Genomic DNA, 18,862 nt, shown 5'->3' with positions numbered 1-18,862 from the left:
CCGGCGGTGCCAATGGACGTTTCTTACCTGCTCGACAGCCTTAATGATAAACAGCGTGAAGCCGTCGCGGCCTCGCGTACCAATATGCTGGTTCTGGCTGGAGCTGGCAGCGGTAAGACCCGCGTACTGGTGCATCGCATTGCCTGGCTGATAAGCGTAGAAAACTGTTCGCCGTTCTCCATTATGGCGGTGACCTTTACCAATAAAGCGGCGGCGGAAATGCGCCATCGTATCGGCCAGCTGATGGGCACTACCCAGGGCGGCATGTGGGTAGGAACCTTCCACGGCCTGGCGCACCGTCTGCTGCGCGCCCACCATCTTGATGCCAACCTGCCGCAGGATTTCCAGATCCTCGATAGCGAAGATCAGCTTCGCCTGCTGAAGCGTCTGATCAAAGCGATGAACCTCGATGAGAAGCAGTGGCCGCCGCGTCAGGCGATGTGGTACATCAACAGTCAAAAAGATGAGGGGCTGCGCCCGCATCATATCCAGAGCTACGGTAATCCGGTGGAGCAGACCTGGCAGAAGGTGTATCAGGCCTACCAGGAAGCCTGCGATCGCGCTGGGCTGGTGGATTTTGCCGAACTGCTGCTGCGCGCGCACGAGCTGTGGCTCAACAAGCCGCATATTCTTCAGCACTACCGCGAACGCTTTACCAATATCCTCGTCGACGAATTCCAGGATACCAACAATATTCAGTATGCCTGGGTCCGCCTGCTGGCGGGCGATAGCGGCAAGGTGATGATCGTCGGCGATGATGACCAGTCGATCTACGGCTGGCGCGGCGCGCAGGTTGAGAATATCCAGCGCTTCCTGACCGATTTCCCCGGCGCGCAGACCATTCGCCTGGAGCAGAACTACCGCTCAACCAACAATATCCTCAGCGCCGCCAACGCCCTGATTGAAAATAACAGCGGGCGTCTGGGGAAAAAGCTGTGGACCGACGGCGCCGACGGCGAGCCGATCTCTCTGTACTGCGCCTTTAACGATCTCGACGAAGCGCGTTTCGTGGTTAACCGGATTAAAACCTGGCAGGAAAACGGCGGGGCGCTGGAGCAGTGCGCCATCCTCTACCGCAGCAACGCCCAGTCGCGCGTGATGGAAGAGGCGCTGCTGCAGGCCAGCATGCCGTACCGTATCTATGGCGGCATGCGCTTCTTCGAACGCCAGGAGATTAAAGACGCGCTCTCTTACCTGCGCCTGATTGCCAATCGCAACGATGACGCGGCGTTTGAGCGCGTGGTCAATACGCCGACCCGCGGCATCGGCGATCGCACCCTGGACGTGGTTCGTCAAACGTCGCGCGATCGCCAGCTGACGCTATGGCAGGCGTGCCGCGAGCTGCTGAAAGATAAAGCCCTCGCGGGTCGTGCCGCCAGCGCCCTGCAGCGCTTTATGGAGCTGATTGACGCTCTGGCGCAGGAAACGGCGGATATGCCGCTGCATGTCCAGACCGATCGGGTGATTAAAGATTCCGGCCTGCGCATGATGTACGAGCAGGAGAAGGGCGAAAAAGGCCAAACGCGTATCGAGAACTTAGAAGAGCTGGTTACGGCAACGCGCCAGTTCAGCTACAACGATGAAGATGAGGATTTAATGCCGCTGCAGGCGTTCCTTTCTCATGCCGCGCTGGAGGCGGGCGAAGGGCAGGCGGATACCTGGCAGGATGCGGTCCAGCTGATGACCCTGCACTCGGCGAAAGGCCTGGAATTCCCGCAGGTGTTTATCGTCGGCGTGGAGGAGGGGATGTTCCCGAGCCAGATGGCGCTCGACGAGGGCGGGCGCCTGGAAGAAGAGCGCCGCCTTGCCTACGTTGGCGTGACCCGTGCGATGCAGAAGCTCACGATGACCTACGCCGAAACCCGTCGCCTGTACGGCAAAGAGGTTTACCATCGTCCGTCGCGCTTCATCGGCGAGCTGCCGGAAGCGTGCGTGGAAGAGGTGCGCCTGCGCGCAACGGTGAGCCGTCCGGTTAGCCATCAGCGAATGGGGACGCCGATGGCGGAAAACGATACCGGCTACAAATTGGGCCAGCGCGTGCGCCATCCGAAGTTCGGCGAAGGCACCATCGTCAATCTGGAAGGCAGCGGCGAGCATAGCCGCCTGCAGGTGGCTTTCCAGGGGCAGGGCATCAAATGGCTGGTGGCGGCCTATGCGCGGCTGGAAACAGTGTAACAGTAAGAAAAGTATCGTTTTTTTGTAATAATCTGCTAGCCTTATATGCTAAAGGGCAGGATTTGCTCTTTAGCGTTCCGTTGCGTGTTGACGCCGTTTTTGCGCTGGCGTAACATGCGCGCACGATTACGCTAAGAGGACATTCGCCTTGGACACACCCAGTAGATGCTGGCTCAACTTCCTGTCCGTCAGGAACAACTCCTAAGGCTATCCTCTTATGCTGATAGCCTTAGCGGTTGTCAGCGACCCGTCATACCCGTCGCTCTGAGTCAGGCTTAATGGTCTGAAACCCCTTTTGTTTCTGTGTGCCCACCGAACTGTCCGATAATTTTTTTGCATTGGGAGTCCCGGTCATGCTGAGCGCATTTCAACTGGAAAATAATCGTCTGACGCGCCTCGAAGCCGACGAGATCAAGCACCTTGCCAGCTCGGTGTGGGTCGATTTGGTCGAGCCTGACGATGAAGAACGTAGCCGCGTGCAGACGGAACTGGGCCAGAACCTGGCAACCCGTCCGGAGCTGGAAGATATCGAAGCGTCGGCACGTTTCTTCGAAGATGAAGACGGTTTACACATTCACTCATTTTTCTTCTTTGAAGATGCAGAGGATCACGCCGGCAACTCCACGGTGGCGTTTACCATCCGCGAAGGGCGCCTTTTTACCCTGCGTGAGCGTGAGTTGCCTGCATTTCGTCTGTACCGCATGCGCGTTCGCAACCAGTCAATGGTTGATGGTAATGCCTATGAGCTGTTGCTCGATCTGTTCGAAACAAAAATCGAGCAGCTGGCGGATGAAATTGAAAATATCTACAGCGACCTGGAAAAGCTGAGCCGGGTGATTATGGAAGGTCGGCAGGGCGACGAGTACGATGACGCGCTCTCTACCCTGGCGGAACAGGAAGATATCGGCTGGAAGGTGCGCCTGTGCCTGATGGATACCCAGCGGGCGCTGAACTTCCTCGTGCGTAAGGCGCGTTTGCCGGCGGGCCAGCTGGAGCAGGCGCGCGAGATCCTGCGAGATATCGAATCCCTGTTGCCGCATAACGAATCGCTATTCCAGAAGGTGAACTTCCTGATGCAGGCGGCGATGGGCTTTATCAACATCGAGCAGAACCGCATCATCAAAATCTTCTCGGTGGTATCCGTGGTCTTCCTGCCGCCAACGCTGGTGGCGTCGAGCTACGGGATGAACTTTGAGTTTATGCCTGAGCTGCACTGGAGCTTTGGCTATCCGGGGGCGATTGTCTTTATGATGCTTGCCGGGCTGGCGCCATACCTCTACTTTAAGCGAAAAAACTGGCTTTAAAACAATATATTATATCAAAACCGGCTCTCTCCTGGGGTAGCCGGTTTTTTTTTGCCTTTATGTCGGTCATCAGCGGTGGACACCGGAAATATTCTTTTATTATCGCGGCCAACTTAATTCTCTTCGCACCAAAAGTGTGGGCCGTGTATCACAAAAAGGGGGCAGGATAATTGTTAACATCGCAATATTCCCGCTAAAAAAAGGTGAAATTTCATAATGAAAAGTATCTTTACACTAACCTTCCTGGCCCTTGCCTGCCTCTCTGTAAATGCACAAGCTGTTGAAAAACTTGCTGGTAATGAAATCCTTGCGGTTCAAAAAGGCGGCGTTGCGGATAAAGTCTATGCCGAGAATTATCCTCAGTTGAAGATTGCGACCTATAACATCGGCAAGAATGAAGCTTCCGATAACGTGGCGGATTTTACTGCACTCAATTTAGCGATTAAGAACATTGGCGCCGATATTATTGCGGTTCCGGAAGTCGATAATAAAACCGCCAGAAGCCAAAAAATCGATCAGCTAAAAACCATCGCGGACGCTAACGGCTATCGCTATGCCTTCGGCAAAGCGCTGGAGTTCGACGGCGGAGAGTACGGTGTCGGTATTCTGTCTAAATATAAAATTGAGCACACTCAGGTGATTAAGCTGCCGTCAGGGGATGCCGAGCAGCGAATTGCGCTGCTGGCGCAAATCGCCGTTCCCGGCTTTGACAGCCCGGTGCTGGTGATGGTTACCCATCTCGACTGGCAAAAAGATCCGACGATGCGCGTTGAGCAGGTTCGCCATCTTCTGGACGTGAGCATCGGCGATGCCCCGTCGGACTTCAAAGATATCGCCTCATCAATCAAAATTCTCGCGGGTGATTTTAACTCCACGCACGATGAGCAGCCGTTAAAAGAGGTAGGTTATTTCTTTAACCCCGTGGCGAAGCAGGGGACGGATTACCGCACCTGGCCTGCGGTTAACCCGGCAATAGATATTGATCATATTTTCACCTTCAAAGGGCAAAAATGGAATGTGAAAAAAATCGAGGTGCCGCATAACTCACCGGCCTTTAGCTGGTCATCCGCCAGCGATCATTTACCCCTGATTGCCGAGCTGGAGCTTACCGAGCAGTAAGATCACGCTCCTGCCTCTGCGCACGAGAGGCAGGAGCGTGATGGCGTTATGCCCGACGCAGTCGGCGCTGGGTATACAGCGCATCGACGATAAACACCGCCAGCGCCACCCAGATAAAGGCGAAGGTCACCATCTTATCTGCCCCCGGCACTTCCCCGTAAAACAGCACCGCCAGCAGGAACATCAGCGTCGGGCCAATATACTGGAAAAAGCCCAGCGTGGAGAGACGCAGGCGGGTGGCCGCACCGGTAAAGCACAGCAGCGGGATGGTGGTAACGACGCCGGCGGCCATCAGCAGCAGGTTCAGCGACCACGGGTTTTGTCCCATATGGCTGGTGGGGCTATCGGCAATACCGAACAGGTAAAGGGCGGCAACCGGCAAGAGCCACAGGGTTTCAAACAGCATCCCGGTTTGGGCATCAACGGCAATCTTCTTGCGCACCAGCCCGTAGAAGGCAAAGCTAAACGCCAGCCCGAGGCCAATGATCGGCAGCGAGCCAAAGGTCCATAGCTGCACCAGCACCCCGCAGAGGGCCAGCAGCACCGCCAGCCACTGCATGCGGCGAAAACGCTCGCCGAGGAAAATCATCCCCAGCACAATATTGACCAGCGGGTTAATAAAGTAGCCCAGGCTGGCCTCCAGCATATGGTGGTTATTCACCGACCAAATGAAGAGCAGCCAGTTGCCGCCGATCAGCACCGCCGACAGCGCCAGCAGGAGCACTTTTTTCGGCGTATGCAGCAGTTTTTTAACCTGCGACCACTGGCGGCTAAGGCTAATAAGCGCCAGCATAAAGAAGAAGGACCAGATCACGCGGTGAGTCAGAATTTCATCAGCGGGAACGTAGTAGATAAGCTTGAAATATGCGGGTGCAATACCCCAGATAAAATAGGCGGCAAGAGCCAGAATAACGCCAAGCCGCGTTTGTTTTGCATCCATCGGTAAAATCCGTTACGCCAAAACAGCGATGTTACTCGATTTATGCCGATCAACCCACCATATACGTCGCCGTTGCGCTGGCAATATAAACCTGATCTTCGTTATGTAATTCTACGCGGGCGACCGCCACTTTATTGCCGGCGCGCAGCAGGCTGCTGGTGGCGGTGAAGTGCTCCCCGCGGCCCGGCCGCAGATAGTCGACGCGCAGATCGATGGTGCCCATACGCGACAGACGCTGGCGCAGCTCTTCCTCGTTGATGGTGCCATGACGGGTCAGCGTGCTTCCCACGCACACCAGGCCGGCGGCAACGTCCAGCGCCGAGGCAATCACGCCGCCGTGCAGAATGCTTTGCGCCCAGTTGCCGACCATCATGGGCTGGTTTTTAAAGCTAAGCTGAGCGAACTCCTTTTCGTAACGCTCCAGCTTCAGGCCTAAGGCGCGGTTAAACGGCATATGGTTGACAAAAATTTCTCCCACCAGCTTTAGGGCGGCTTCGGAAGTGAGTTCAGACATAGCAGGCGTATCCATTCGTTAATGAGATGTTGATTTTATGCCTCAAAAATATTGATTTCCACTTTCGGAACGGATAACCGCGCAGGGAGTCGATAAACAGGTAAAATGAGCCCGGTGTAAAATAGAAATAAAAATCACTCTTTCAGGAGAACAGTAATGCGTATCTCTTTGGCCTGGCTGCTGGCGCTGGTTGCGCTTCCGGCCGGCGTTTTGGCACAGGACGTTCCGGTTAATCATCAGGTTCACGATACCCCGCCGGTGCGCGGCAGCATTATCGCTAACCTGCTGCAGGATCATGATAATCCGTTCTTGCTTTATCCCTATGAGAGCAACTATTTGCTCTATACGTGGAGCAGCGATATCAACAAGGAAGCGATCTCCAGCTACGACTGGGCCGAAAATGCCCGCAAGGATGAGGTGAAATTCCAGCTCAGCCTGGCCTTCCCGCTGTGGCGGGGGATCCTCGGTGATAATTCGCTGCTCGGCGCTTCCTATACGCAGAAATCCTGGTGGCAGCTCTCAAACAGCAAGGAGTCCGCGCCGTTTCGCGAAACGAACTATGAACCGCAGCTTTTCCTCGGCTTTGCGACGGATTATCGGCTCGCCGGCTGGACGCTGCGCGATATTGAGGTAGGCTATAACCATGACTCCAACGGCCGCTCCGATCCCACCTCCCGCAGCTGGAATCGCCTGTATACCCGCCTGATGGCGCAAAACGGCAACTGGCTGGTGGAAGTGAAGCCCTGGTACGTTATCGGCAGCACCGATGATAATCCGGACATTACCAAATATATGGGCTATTACCGGCTGAAAGTCGGCTATCAGCTAGGCGATGCCATACTCAGCGCGCAGGGGCAATATAACTGGAATACCGGCTACGGCGGCGCAGAGGTTGGCGTCAGCTATCCGATAACCCGTCACGTGCGTTTTTATACTCAGGTCTACAGCGGCTATGGCGAGTCGCTTATCGACTATAACTTTAACCAGACGCGCGTCGGCGTCGGCGTGACGCTCAACGATCTGTTTTAATCGTTGCACTCTGGCTCACGGGCGCTGAAAATAGCGCCTGTTTTTCTTTTCAGGCAGACGGGGTCAATGTGGCACAGGCGGAAGTATTGAATCAAACATTGCTGGCAAAGCAGGTTTTACAGGAAACCTTCGGCTACCAGCAGTTCCGCCCGGGTCAGGAAACCATTATCGACACCGCGCTGGAAGGGCGTGATTGCCTGGTGGTTATGCCAACCGGCGGCGGTAAATCGCTGTGTTATCAGGTACCGGCTCTGGTACTTGATGGCCTGACGGTGGTGGTGTCCCCGCTGATCTCGCTGATGAAAGATCAGGTCGATCAGCTGCTGGCGAACGGCGTATCGGCGGCCTGCCTGAACTCAACGCAGAGCCGTGAGCAGCAGCAGGAGGTGATGGCCGGCTGCCGCAGCGGACAGATTCGCCTGCTCTATATCGCTCCTGAACGCCTGATGCTGGATAATTTCCTCGAGCATCTTAGCCACTGGAATTTGTCGATGCTGGCGGTGGATGAGGCGCACTGTATTTCCCAGTGGGGGCATGATTTCCGTCCGGAATACGCCGCGCTGGGGCAGCTGCGTCAGCGGATGCCGCAAATCCCGTTTATGGCGCTGACCGCCACCGCCGATGACACCACCCGTCGCGATATTGTTCGCCTGCTGGGTCTGAACGACCCGCTGATTCAGGTCAGCAGCTTCGATCGCCCCAACATCCGCTATATGCTGATGGAAAAGTTTAAGCCCCTGGATCAGCTGATGCGCTATGTGCAGGACCAGCGGGGCAAGTCGGGCATTATTTACTGTAACAGCCGTTCGAAAGTCGAGGATACCGCCGCTCGTCTGCAAAGCCGCGGCGTCAGCGCGGCGGCTTACCATGCCGGGCTGGAGCATGAGGTCCGTGCCGATGTGCAGGAGAAGTTCCAGCGCGATGATTTACAAATCGTGGTGGCGACGGTGGCCTTCGGGATGGGCATCAATAAGCCGAACGTCCGTTTTGTGGTGCACTTTGATATTCCCCGCAATATTGAATCCTACTATCAGGAAACCGGCCGCGCCGGGCGTGACGGTCTGCCCGCGGAGGCGATGCTGTTTTACGATCCGGCCGATATGGCGTGGCTGCGCCGCTGCCTTGAAGAAAAGCCCGCCGGGCCGCTACTGGATATTGAACGCCATAAGCTGAACGCCATGGGCGCTTTTGCCGAGGCGCAGACCTGTCGCCGCCTGGTGCTGCTGAACTATTTTGGCGAAGGGCGTCAGGAGCCGTGCGGCAACTGCGATATCTGCCTTGACCCGCCGAAGCAGTACGATGCCTTAATGGATGCGCGTAAGGCGCTGTCGACGATCTATCGCGTCAACCAGCGGTTCGGGATGGGCTACGTGGTGGAGGTTCTGCGCGGCGCCAATAACCAGCGTATTCGCGATATGGCCCACGATAAGCTGCCGGTTTACGGTATTGGTCGCGATCAGAGCCACGAGCACTGGGTGAGCGTGATTCGCCAGCTGATCCACCTCGGGCTGGTGACGCAGAATATCGCCCAGCACTCGGCGCTGCAGCTCACCGAAGCCGCTCGCCCGGTACTGCGCGGCGAAGTTCCGCTACAGCTGGCGGTGCCGCGGATCGTGGCGCTGAAGCCAAAAGCGATGCAAAAATCATTCGGCGGCAACTACGATCGCAAGCTGTTTGCCAAGCTGCGCAAGCTGCGTAAAGCCATTGCCGACGAAGAGAATATCCCGCCCTACGTCGTGTTTAACGATGCGACGCTGATCGAAATGGCCGAGCAATCGCCGATTACCGCCGGCGAGATGCTCAGCGTCAACGGCGTCGGTACGCGCAAGCTGGAGCGCTTCGGCAAAGAGTTTATGGCGCTGATCCGCGCGCATATTGATGGTGAAGAGGAGTAGTCAGGCGGGCGAAAAGGTGTCAGGATATCCTCTTCATCCTTCAAGCTGCTCTGCGTTGACTGCGCTCACTCACCCTCGTCGCCGGCTGTTTTCCGCGCCTGGGAATGTCCTCATTTGTCACCTTGACGCATCTTGATCACTCAATTCCAGTGGGTTAACTATGCTGATGCTTTTCCTTACCGTCGCGCTGGTACACATCATCGCGCTGATGAGTCCGGGCCCGGACTTTTTCTTCGTTTCGCAAACCGCCGTCAGCCGCTCGCGCAAAGAGGCGATGATGGGCGTACTCGGGATCACCTGCGGGGTGATGGTTTGGGCGGGAGTGGCGCTGCTCGGCCTGCACCTGATCATTGAAAAAATGGCCTGGCTGCACACCATTATTATGGTCGGCGGCGGGCTCTATCTGTGCTGGATGGGCTATCAAATGCTGCGCGGGGCGCTGAAAAAAAGCGAGGCGCCCGCCGCGGAGCCGCAGGTTGAACTGGCCCGCAGCGGCCGTAGCTTCCTCAAAGGGCTGCTCACCAACCTGGCTAACCCGAAAGCGATTATCTACTTCGGCTCCGTTTTCTCGCTGTTTGTTGGCGATGACGTAGGCGCAGGGGAGCGTTGTGGTATTTTCCTGCTGATCGTCCTGGAAACGCTGGCGTGGTTTGCGGTGGTTGCCAGCCTGTTTGCCCTGCCGGCTATGCGCCGTGGCTACCAGCGCATGGCGAAGTGGATTGACGGCGTCGCCGGCGCGCTGTTCACCGGATTCGGCATTCATCTGATTATTTCACGTTAAGCCCGAACGACCCGGCAGGCGGCGCCTGGCCGGGTTATTCACCTCAGGCGTGGCGCGCTGAAGCCAGCAGCGCGCCAACCAGCATAAACAGCGATCCAAAGATCTTGTTCAACGCCGTCATCTGCTTTGGCCCCTTAATCCATACCGCAATGCGCTGCGCCAGCGTGGCATAGCCAATCATCACGATGATATCGACCACAATGGTGGTGACTCCCAGTACCAGATACTGCATCACCTGGGGCTGATGCGGCACGATAAACTGCGGGAACAGGGCGGCCAGGAACACAATGCTCTTCGGGTTGGTCAGATTAACGAAAACCGCCCGCTGGTATAATTTCCCCTGGGTTTGCGCTTTGGCGAGGGTCGTCAAATTGATTGCCCCCGCGGCTCGCCACTGCTGAATGCCCAGCCAGATAAGATAAGCCGCGCCCGCCCATTTCAGCACTTCAAAGGCCAGCACCGAACGGGAAAACAGCGTTCCCAGACCAATACCCACCAGAACGATGTGAATCGCCAGGCCGGTCTGCAGGCCGGCAATCGAGGCCGTTGCCCCGCGGTAGCCGTGGTTGATTGAGGTGGTCATGGTATTAATCGCCCCTGAGCCCGGGGACAGGCTGAGAATAATCGATGTCAGCAGATAGGCGAACCACCACTCGAACGTCATGAGAAACTCCCTGATTGTCTGTTTTTATGCCACAATACGCTATTGTGTAAGCCTTGTGTGATACACGATAAAAAAACGATTTCTGGCGGTTAACAGGGGTGTAAACCCGATGTTTTGGCAGCAAAAGGATTGGGACACACGAGAAAACGCGTTTGCGGCTTTCACTATGGGGCCGCTGACCGATTTCTGGCGACAGCGGGAAGAAGCGGAATTTACGGGCGTGGATAGCATCCCGGTCCGCTTTGTTCGCTTCTGCGCCAAAGAACACGACCGGGTGGTGGTTATCTGCCCGGGGCGTATCGAAAGCTACGTGAAGTACGCCGAGCTGGCCTACGATCTGTTCCACAGCGGTTTTGATGTGATGATTATCGATCACCGCGGACAGGGGCGATCGGGGCGCATATTAACCGATAGCCACCGTGGTCACGTCGTCAACTTCAGCGATTATGTTGACGATCTTGCTGCGCTTTGGCAGCAGGAAGTTGCGCCAGGCCACTGGCGAAAACGCTTTATACTGGCCCACTCAATGGGCGGTGCAATCGCGACGTTATTTTTGCAACGCCACCGCCAGCACTGTGACGCCATCGCGCTGTGCGCGCCGATGTTCGGGATCGTCATGCGCCTCCCGGACTGGATGGTGCGCCATATTCTCGACTGGGCTGAGGGCTATCAGCGCATTCGTGAAGAGTACGCCATTGGCACCGGCCGCTGGCGGGCGCTGCCCTTCTCGGTTAACGTCCTGACGCATAGCCGCCAGCGCTACCGGCGCAACCTGCGTTTTTATGCGGACGAACCCCAGCTGAGGGTGGGCGGGCCAACGTATCACTGGGTGCGCGAGGGGATCCTCGCGGGCGAAGAGGCGCTGGCTGGCGTAGAAAAAGATATTACCCCCACGCTGTTGTTGCAGGCTGAAGAAGAACGCGTGGTCGACAACCGTATGCACGAGCGCTACTGCGAGCTCCGCGCTGCGGCGGGCCACCCCTGCGAAGGTAATAAGCCGCTTGTCATAGAAGGGGCATACCATGAGATCCTTTTTGAAAAGGACGCCATGCGCTCAGTCGCGCTCAATGCCATCGTCGATTTTTTCACTCGACACAATTAGAGCCTATCCCAGCAGGTGTAAATTGTTGCAGCCAGTTTGGACACCGACAGCGCGGAACAACCGCAACGTACACGTAGTACGTGAGGATTGTGAGCACTGCCCAGGTCCAAAATGGCAAATAAAATAGCCTAATGGGATAGGCTCTTAATCCGACGAAAACGCTCGTCGCCCTGCTTAGAGGTTAACATTTTTATGTACCAGGTTGTTGCGTCTGACTTAGATGGCACGCTGCTTTCCCCCGATCACTACTTAACCCCCTACGCGAAAGAGACGCTGCAGCTGCTGACCGCTCGCGGCATTAATTTTGTTTTTGCTACCGGCCGTCATTACATCGATGTCGGGCAGATTCGCGATAATCTCGGCATTAAGTCCTACATGATCACCTCCAACGGCGCGCGCGTGCACGATAGCGAGGGGAATCAGGTGTTTGCCCATAACCTCGATCGCGATATTGCCACCGATCTGTTTGAGATGATGCGTAGCGATCCGCTGGTCGTCACCAACGTTTATCGCGACGACGAGTGGTACATGAACCGCCACCGCCCGGAAGAGATGCGTTTTTTCAAAGAAGCGGTGTTTAACTACAAGCTGTACGAGGCCGGTGAGCTTGATTCTCAGGGGATCAGCAAGGTGTTTTTCACCTGCGAGGATCACCAGCATCTGCTGCCGCTGGAGCAGGCGATCAACGCGCGCTGGGGCGATCGCGTAAACGTCAGCTTCTCCACGCTGACCTGTCTGGAAGTAATGGCGGGCGGCGTATCGAAAGGTCATGCCCTCGAAGCGGTGGCCAAAATGCTGGGCTATAGCCTGAAGGATTGTATCGCCTTTGGCGACGGCATGAACGATGCAGAGATGCTATCGATGGCGGGAAAAGGCTGCATTATGCTGAATGCGCACCAGCGCCTGAAAGATCTTCACCCCGAGCTGGAGGTGATTGGCAGCAACGCCGACGATGCGGTGCCGCACTATCTGCGCAGGCTCTATCTCTCCTGATAAAGATTGACGACTGGCGGTTTATTGTTCAGTTGTCAACCAGACTCTTCGCTACAATGAGTGCTCTTCCTCCTGAGAGACATTCATTGTGGCGCTACTGATTATTACCACCATCCTGTGGGCCTTCTCCTTTAGCCTGATCGGCGAATACCTGGCGGGCAGCGTGGATAGCTACTTTTCGGTGCTGATGCGCGTTGGGCTGGCGGCGCTGGTGTTCCTGCCGTTTTTGCGCACCCGCGGGCAGTCGCCGCGTACTATCGTGCTGTATATGCTGGTAGGGGCCATGCAGCTTGGCATTATGTATCTGCTGGCGTTCCGCGCCTACCTCTACCTGACGGTATCTGAATTCCTGCTGTTTACGGTATTTACGCCGCTCTATATCACCTTGATTTATGACCTGATCAGCGGGCGCAAGCTGCGCTGGGGCTACCTGCTCAGCGCCGGGCTGGCGGTGCTGGGGGCGGCCATTATTCGCTACGATAAAGTGAGCGATCATTTCTGGACCGGGCTGCTGCTGGTTCAGCTGTCGAATATCTGTTTTGCCATCGGCATGGTGGGCTACAAACGCCTGATGGAGCTGCGGCCGATGCCCCAGCACAACGCTTTCGCGTGGTTCTATATGGGGGCGCTGCTGGTGGCGGTTGCGGCCTGGCTTATGCTGGGCAACCCGCACAGGCTGCCGACGACTACCCTCCAGTGGAGCATCCTGGTATGGCTCGGCGTGGTGGCGTCAGGGTTAGGCTACTTTATGTGGAACTACGGGGCGACGCAGGTGGATGCCGGAACGCTGGGCATCATGAATAACGTCCATGTTCCAGCCGGGCTGCTGGTTAACCTTGCCATCTGGCAGGAGCAGCCCCACTGGCCGAGCTTTATTATCGGGGCTCTGGTGATCCTGGCCTCGCTGTGGGTCCATCGCCGCTGGGTCGCTCCGCACTCCGGACAAACGGCAGATGATCGCAAGCGTGGTTCCGCGCTGAGCGAATAAACGCTTCGGTAACCGGCTGACGCTGCTCGCCATCGCGCACGGCGGCGTACAGCCGGCTCCACAGGCCGTCCCCGAGGGTTTTGGTCACCACCAGACCCTGGCGTTCAAAATTCTCCACTACCCAGTGCGGCAGCGCCGCGATGCCCATGCGTGCGGCAACCATCTGAATTAACAGCAGCGTATTATCGACGCTCTTCAGCTGTGGGCTGATGCCCGCCGGCTGCAGGAAGTGGCGCCAGATATCCAGGCGACTGCGTTGCACCGGGTAAATCAGCAGCAGCTCTGCGGCCAGGTCTTCCGGCACAATCCGCGTTTTCAAGGCCAGCGGATGATCCGGCGCCAGCACCAGGCGCACTTCAAAATCAAACATCGGCGAATAGTGCAGCCCGCTGCGCGGCAGAATATCGGAAGTCATCACCAGATCCAGCTCGCCCTGCTGCAGCGCAGGCTGCGGGTCAAAGGTTACCCCGGACTGAAAATCAACCTCAACGTGCGGCCAGCTGGCGCGGAAGCTCTCCAGCGCCGGCGTCAGCCACTGAATGCAGCTATGGCACTCAATGGCGATGCGCAGCCGGGTTTGCTGCGGCTCGTTACAGTCCTGCAGGGCGCGGGTGATTTGCGGCAGCACCTGGTTTGCTAACTGCAGCAAAATCTCCCCCTGGGCGGTGAAGCGCAAGGGCTGACTTTTACGCACAAACAGACGGAAGCCAAGGCGCTGTTCCAGATCGCTGAACTGGTGGGACAGGGCGGATTGGGTCTGGTGCAGGGCCGCCGCAGCGCCCGCCAGTGAACCGCTATTCCGCAACGCCAGCAGCGTTTTCAGGTGTTTAATTTCGATCATGAAAGTCCTTCACTTCGGCATGAATAATTTGCGCTTGAGGAATATACAGTAACCGCCAATTATGGATGTGTAAACATCTGGACGTCTAAAAAGTCCGTCGTCTTTTAAATTAATAGCGCGTTGGCTACGTTTCCCCACCCCGGTCACTGACTTATGTAACCTCCCGGGGATGAGCAGACTTACCGCCTTCTCTGAATTTAAAATCCTTAGGATTTGCACATCATGAGGCTCAAAAAATGACAATTATTAATCACACCCTCGGTTTCCCTCGCGTTGGTCTGCGCCGCGATCTGAAAAAAGCGCAAGAGAGCTACTGGGCGGGTAACGCCACCCGTGAAGAACTGCTGGCGGTGGGTCGCGAGCTGCGCGCTCGCCATTGGGATCAGCAAAAGCAGGCGGGCATCGATCTGCTGCCGGTGGGCGATTTCGCCTGGTACGACCATGTTCTGACCACCAGCCTGCTTCTGGGTAACGTGCCGGCTCGTCATCAGAACAAAGACGGCTCCGTCGATATCGATACGCTGTTCCGCATTGGCCGCGGCCGCGCGCCGACCGGCGAACCGGCGGCAGCGGCGGAAATGACCAAATGGTTTAACACCAACTATCACTACATGGTGCCGGAGTTTGTGAAAGGTCAGGCGTTCAAACTGACCTGGACCCAGCTGCTGGACGAAGTTGACGAAGCCCTGGCGCTGGGCCATAAGGTGAAGCCCGTGCTGCTTGGCCCGGTCACTTATCTGTGGTTGGGTAAAGTGAAGGGTGAGCAGTTCGATCGTCTGGATCTGCTGAACGATATTCTGCCGGTCTATCGGCAGGTGCTGGCGGAGCTGGCAAAACGCGGCGTTGAGTGGGTGCAAATTGATGAACCGGCGCTGGTGCTGGAGCTGCCGCAGGCGTGGCTGGATGCCTTCAAGCCGGCATACGATGCGCTACAGGGAGAGGTTAAGCTGCTGCTGACCACCTATTTTGAAGGGGTTAGCGCCAACCTCGATACCATCACCGCGCTGCCGGTGCAGGGTCTGCACGTTGACCTGGTTCACGGTAAAGATGATGTTGCCGAACTGAATACGCGCCTGCCGTCAGACTGGCTGCTCTCTGCGGGCCTGGTCAACGGGCGTAACGTCTGGCGTGCGGATCTCACCGAGAAATATGCGCAAATTAAAGAGATCGTCGGCAAACGTCCGCTGTGGGTGGCCTCCTCCTGCTCCCTGCTGCACAGCCCGATCGATCTGAGCGTGGAAACCCGCCTGGATGCGGAAGTGAAAAGCTGGTTTGCCTTCGCCCTGCAAAAATGTGAAGAGCTGGCGCTGCTGCGCGATGCGCTGAACAGCGGCGATACCGCCGCTCTTGAGGAGTGGAGCGCGCCGATTCAGGCCCGTCGCCACTCGACCCGCGTACACAACGCCGCGGTGGAAAAACGTCTGGCGGCCATTACCGCCCGGGACAGCCAGCGCAACAGCCCGTACGCAGAGCGTGCCCAGGCGCAGCGCGCCCGCTTTAACCTGCCATCATGGCCGACCACAACCATCGGCTCTTTCCCGCAGACCACTGAGATTCGCGGCCTGCGCCTGGACTTCAAGAAAGGTAATCTCGACGCTAACAACTACCGTACCGGCATTGCGGAACATATTAAGCAGGCGATCGTTGAGCAGGAGCGTCTAGGCCTGGACGTGCTGGTACACGGTGAAGCCGAGCGTAACGACATGGTGGAGTATTTCGGTGAGCATCTCGACGGCTTTATCTTTACGCAAAATGGCTGGGTGCAGAGCTACGGTTCGCGCTGCGTGAAGCCGCCGGTGGTTATCGGCGATGTCAGCCGCCCGGAGGCCATCACCGTTGAGTGGGCGAAATACGCGCAGTCTCTCACCGACAAACCGGTGAAAGGCATGCTGACCGGCCCGGTGACGATTCTGTGCTGGTCATTCCCGCGCGAAGACGTCAGTCGTGAAAAGATTGCTAAGCAGATTGCGCTGGCGCTGCGTGATGAGGTCGCGGATCTTGAGGCTGCGGGTATCGGCATCATTCAGATTGATGAACCGGCACTGCGTGAAGGCCTGCCCCTGAAGCGTAGCGACTGGGATGCATACCTGCAGTGGGGCGTGGAAGCCTTCCGTATCAACGCCGCCGTAGCGCAGGATGATACCCAGATCCATACCCATATGTGTTACTGCGAGTTCAACGACATCATGGATTCTATCGCGGCGCTGGACGCGGACGTGATTACCATTGAGACCTCGCGTTCCGACATGGAGCTACTGGAGTCGTTCGAGGAGTTCGAATATCCGAACGAAATCGGGCCGGGGGTGTATGACATCCACTCGCCTAACGTTCCGAGCGTAGAGTGGATTGAAGCCCTGCTGGAGAAAGCCGCTCAGCGCATCCCTGCGGAGCGTCTGTGGGTTAACCCGGACTGCGGCCTGAAAACTCGCGGCTGGCCGGAAACCCGCGCTGCGCTGGCTAACATGGTCAAAGCCGCGCAGAACCTGCGTGAATCCGCGTAAAGAGCCGCAGCGGTAGCGTGATAATAAAAGAGGAGGCTAATGCCTCCTCTTTTTTATTTTTTATTCGTCGGGAGCGTAAGTTCAGGCTTTCTTCCGTCCGCCATACTGAGCAAACCACGCCAGCATGCGCTGCCAGCCGTCCTGCGCCGACTCCTCGTGGTAGCTGGCACGATAGTCGGCATTAAACGCGTGTCCGGCCTGTGGGTAGACCACGATTTCTGCCGTAGCGTTGGCGGCGCGCAGCGCCTGGCGCATGGTTTCTACCGTATCCTGCGGGATGCTCTCATCCTTCGCACCGTAGAGTCCCAGCACCGGCGCGTTAAGATCGACGGCGATGTCCACCGGATGCTTCGCGGAGTTCAGCGTTTTCTGCCCGACCAGTTTGCCATACCAGGCGACCGCGGCCTTCAGCTGCGGGTTATGCGCGGCATAGAGCCAGGTAATTCGTCCGCCCCAACAGAAACCGGTGATCAGCAGGCGATGAGCGTCGCCCCCATGACGCGCCGCCCAGCTGGCGACATGGTCAAGGTCTGCCAGCACCTGAGAGTCCGGGACTTTGCTGACCAGCTCCTGGAATAGCGTCGGGATATCGGTGTACTCATTCGGATCGCCCTGGCGAAAGTACAGCTCTGGGGCGATAGCCAGATAGCCTTCCAGCGCCAGACGACGGCAAACGTCGCGGATGTGCTCATGGACGCCGAAAATTTCCTGCACCACGATAACCACCGGAAGCGGCCCATCGCTATTTTTTGGCTGGGCATGGTACGCCGGCATGTTCTCTCCCTGGGAAGGGATAGAGGTTTCTCCGGCAGTAATGCTCTCTTCCGGCGTATAAACGGCGGTAGAAGCGTGCGGGGTGGCTGCAGGTGCAAAGCCGGGTTGCTTGGTTGTGGTCATGGTATTCTCCGTACCCTTAATTTATCAGCGCATCGATAACTATAGACTCTTAAGACCGAACGTTAACGAATCACAGTGCCCGAAACAGGCTATCTTTTGTTCAGCTGCAGTGAATATAACTTGTTAATGTGACGTAACTCACTATTTAATGGAATATTGTTGCAATGATTTTCATTCATGGTGATTGGTGTCACAAAATTAAGCGGATAGCTTCTGTAAAGTACCGTTTTGCTTCTGCTGATAATTCGACCCACAGAGGAGTTTTTTATGTCTAAGTCTGATGTTTTTCATCTCGGCCTCACCAAAAACGATTTACAAGGGGCTACGCTGGCTATCGTCCCTGGCGATCCGGAGCGTGTGGAAAAGATCGCCGCGCTGATGGATAAGCCGGTCAAGCTGGCATCTCACCGCGAATTTACCTCCTGGCGCGCCGAGCTTGACGGCAAGCCGGTGATTGTATGCTCTACCGGTATCGGCGGCCCGTCGACATCGATTGCTGTTGAAGAGCTGGCTCAGCTGGGAATCAATACCTTCCTGCGTATCGGTACCACTGGCGCCATCCAGCCGAATATTAACGTTGGCGACGTTCTGGTTACCACGGCATCCGTGCGTCTCGACGGCGCGAGCCTGCACTTTGCGCCAATGGAATATCCGGCAGTCGCTGACTTTGCCTGTACCACCGCGCTGGTGGAAGCGGCTAAATCAATCGGTGCGACGACTCATATCGGCGTGACCGCATCGTCCGACACCTTCTATCCGGGCCAGGAGCGCTATGACACCGTTTCCGGTCGCGTGGTGAGCCGTTTTAAAGGCTCGATGGCAGAGTGGCAGGCGATGGGCGTGATGAACTATGAAATGGAATCCGCCACGCTGCTGACCATGTGCTCCAGCCAGGGCCTGCGTGCCGGGATGGTTGCCGGGGTGATCGTTAACCGTACCCAGCAGGAAATACCTGACGCCGAAACCATGAAGCAAACCGAAAGCCATGCGGTGAAAATTGTCGTTGAAGCGGCCCGCCGCCTGCTGTAGTTCATCCCCTCGTTGCGAAGGCCGGCTCGTCCGGCCTCTCTTTTTTGCGCTGCGCCTCGCAGGAAATTCCTTTTAAACTGGACGTTTGTA

General features: G+C 56.8%; 17 protein-coding genes. 12 read left to right on the top strand and 5 right to left on the bottom strand.

Features of this window, described 5'->3' with window-relative positions:
* Positions 1-12: 12 nt before the first annotated feature.
* The 4 genes from uvrD (at position 13) to NWP14_RS26105 (ending at position 4,598) form a co-directional block, all read left to right on the top strand.
* Positions 13-2,175, top strand: coding sequence for a DNA helicase II (gene uvrD, locus NWP14_RS26120; RefSeq protein WP_095105173.1), 2,163 nt, complete (start codon positions 13-15; stop codon positions 2,173-2,175).
* 148 nt (positions 2,176-2,323) lie between these two features.
* Positions 2,324-2,380 (top strand): YsgD/CorL family protein, encoded by a 57-nt coding sequence (gene ysgD / locus NWP14_RS26115; RefSeq protein ID WP_350028775.1) that lies wholly within the window; start codon positions 2,324-2,326, stop codon positions 2,378-2,380.
* A 148-nt stretch (positions 2,381-2,528) separates the two neighbouring features.
* Positions 2,529-3,479, top strand: a complete 951-nt coding sequence (corA, locus tag NWP14_RS26110; RefSeq protein ID WP_041143496.1) for a magnesium/cobalt transporter CorA — start codon at positions 2,529-2,531, stop codon at positions 3,477-3,479.
* 216 nt (positions 3,480-3,695) lie between these two features.
* A complete protein-coding gene (locus NWP14_RS26105; RefSeq protein WP_095105174.1) occupies positions 3,696-4,598 on the top strand; it encodes an endonuclease/exonuclease/phosphatase family protein in 903 nt (300 codons plus the stop codon).
* 46 nt (positions 4,599-4,644) lie between these two features.
* Here the strand turns inward: NWP14_RS26105 and rarD are convergent, their stop codons facing one another.
* Both rarD and yigI read right to left on the bottom strand, forming a co-directional pair.
* On the bottom strand, positions 4,645-5,538 hold the full coding sequence (rarD, locus tag NWP14_RS26100) for an EamA family transporter RarD (protein ID WP_095105176.1): 894 nt from the start codon (positions 5,536-5,538) through the stop codon (positions 4,645-4,647).
* Between the two features lie 49 nt (positions 5,539-5,587).
* The gene (gene yigI / locus NWP14_RS26095; RefSeq protein WP_095105177.1) at positions 5,588-6,052 is read right to left on the bottom strand and encodes an acyl-CoA thioesterase YigI; all 465 of its coding nucleotides are present in this window, start codon (positions 6,050-6,052) and stop codon (positions 5,588-5,590) included.
* A 156-nt stretch (positions 6,053-6,208) separates the two neighbouring features.
* Here yigI and pldA point away from each other — a divergent pair, with 156 nt between their 5' ends.
* From pldA to rhtC, 3 genes are all read left to right on the top strand, one after another.
* Entirely contained in the window at positions 6,209-7,081 is an 873-nt protein-coding gene (gene pldA, locus NWP14_RS26090) for a phospholipase A (RefSeq protein ID WP_375216226.1), read from the top strand.
* 68 nt (positions 7,082-7,149) lie between these two features.
* On the top strand, positions 7,150-8,976 hold the full coding sequence (gene recQ, locus NWP14_RS26085) for an ATP-dependent DNA helicase RecQ (RefSeq protein ID WP_375216225.1): 1,827 nt from the start codon (positions 7,150-7,152) through the stop codon (positions 8,974-8,976).
* A gap of 160 nt (positions 8,977-9,136) precedes the next feature.
* Positions 9,137-9,757, top strand: a complete 621-nt coding sequence (rhtC, locus tag NWP14_RS26080) for a threonine export protein RhtC (protein ID WP_375216224.1) — start codon at positions 9,137-9,139, stop codon at positions 9,755-9,757.
* A gap of 43 nt (positions 9,758-9,800) precedes the next feature.
* Here rhtC and rhtB read toward each other — a convergent pair whose 3' ends face one another.
* Complete coding sequence (gene rhtB, locus NWP14_RS26075; RefSeq protein WP_095105181.1) at positions 9,801-10,421, bottom strand: homoserine/homoserine lactone efflux protein; 621 nt, start codon at positions 10,419-10,421, stop codon at positions 9,801-9,803.
* A 109-nt stretch (positions 10,422-10,530) separates the two neighbouring features.
* On the opposite strand from rhtB, the gene pldB reads away from it, so the two are divergent.
* The 3 genes from pldB to NWP14_RS26060 all read left to right on the top strand — a co-directional run bounded on the left by pldB (position 10,531) and on the right by NWP14_RS26060 (position 13,504).
* Entirely contained in the window at positions 10,531-11,523 is a 993-nt protein-coding gene (gene pldB / locus NWP14_RS26070) for a lysophospholipase L2 (RefSeq protein ID WP_375216223.1), read from the top strand.
* A 192-nt stretch (positions 11,524-11,715) separates the two neighbouring features.
* On the top strand, positions 11,716-12,516 hold the full coding sequence (gene yigL, locus NWP14_RS26065; RefSeq protein ID WP_375216222.1) for a sugar/pyridoxal phosphate phosphatase YigL: 801 nt from the start codon (positions 11,716-11,718) through the stop codon (positions 12,514-12,516).
* 88 nt (positions 12,517-12,604) lie between these two features.
* A complete protein-coding gene (locus NWP14_RS26060; protein ID WP_095105190.1) occupies positions 12,605-13,504 on the top strand; it encodes a carboxylate/amino acid/amine transporter in 900 nt (299 codons plus the stop codon).
* Here NWP14_RS26060 and metR read toward each other — a convergent pair.
* Positions 13,392-14,345, bottom strand: a complete 954-nt coding sequence (gene metR / locus NWP14_RS26055; protein ID WP_095105193.1) for an HTH-type transcriptional regulator MetR — start codon at positions 14,343-14,345, stop codon at positions 13,392-13,394. The genes NWP14_RS26060 and metR overlap by 113 nt on opposite strands.
* 236 nt (positions 14,346-14,581) lie before the next feature.
* On the opposite strand from metR, the gene metE reads away from it, so the two are divergent.
* Complete coding sequence (metE, locus tag NWP14_RS26050; protein ID WP_375216221.1) at positions 14,582-16,846, top strand: 5-methyltetrahydropteroyltriglutamate--homocysteine S-methyltransferase; 2,265 nt, start codon at positions 14,582-14,584, stop codon at positions 16,844-16,846.
* An 81-nt stretch (positions 16,847-16,927) separates the two neighbouring features.
* Here the strand turns inward: metE and NWP14_RS26045 are convergent, their stop codons facing one another.
* Positions 16,928-17,743: a dienelactone hydrolase family protein gene (locus tag NWP14_RS26045; RefSeq protein WP_375216220.1), complete on the bottom strand. Its 816-nt coding sequence runs from the start codon at positions 17,741-17,743 to the stop codon at positions 16,928-16,930.
* 267 nt (positions 17,744-18,010) lie between these two features.
* Here NWP14_RS26045 and udp point away from each other — a divergent pair, with 267 nt between their 5' ends.
* Positions 18,011-18,772, top strand: a complete 762-nt coding sequence (udp, locus tag NWP14_RS26040) for a uridine phosphorylase (RefSeq protein WP_375216219.1) — start codon at positions 18,011-18,013, stop codon at positions 18,770-18,772.
* The last annotated feature ends 90 nt before the right edge of the window (positions 18,773-18,862 follow it).

It is taken from the genome of Klebsiella sp. C349492, from assembly GCF_042055345.1.
GTDB lineage: Bacteria > Pseudomonadota > Gammaproteobacteria > Enterobacterales > Enterobacteriaceae > Klebsiella > Klebsiella scottii.
This window is presented reverse-complemented; position numbering and strand designations above follow the sequence as displayed.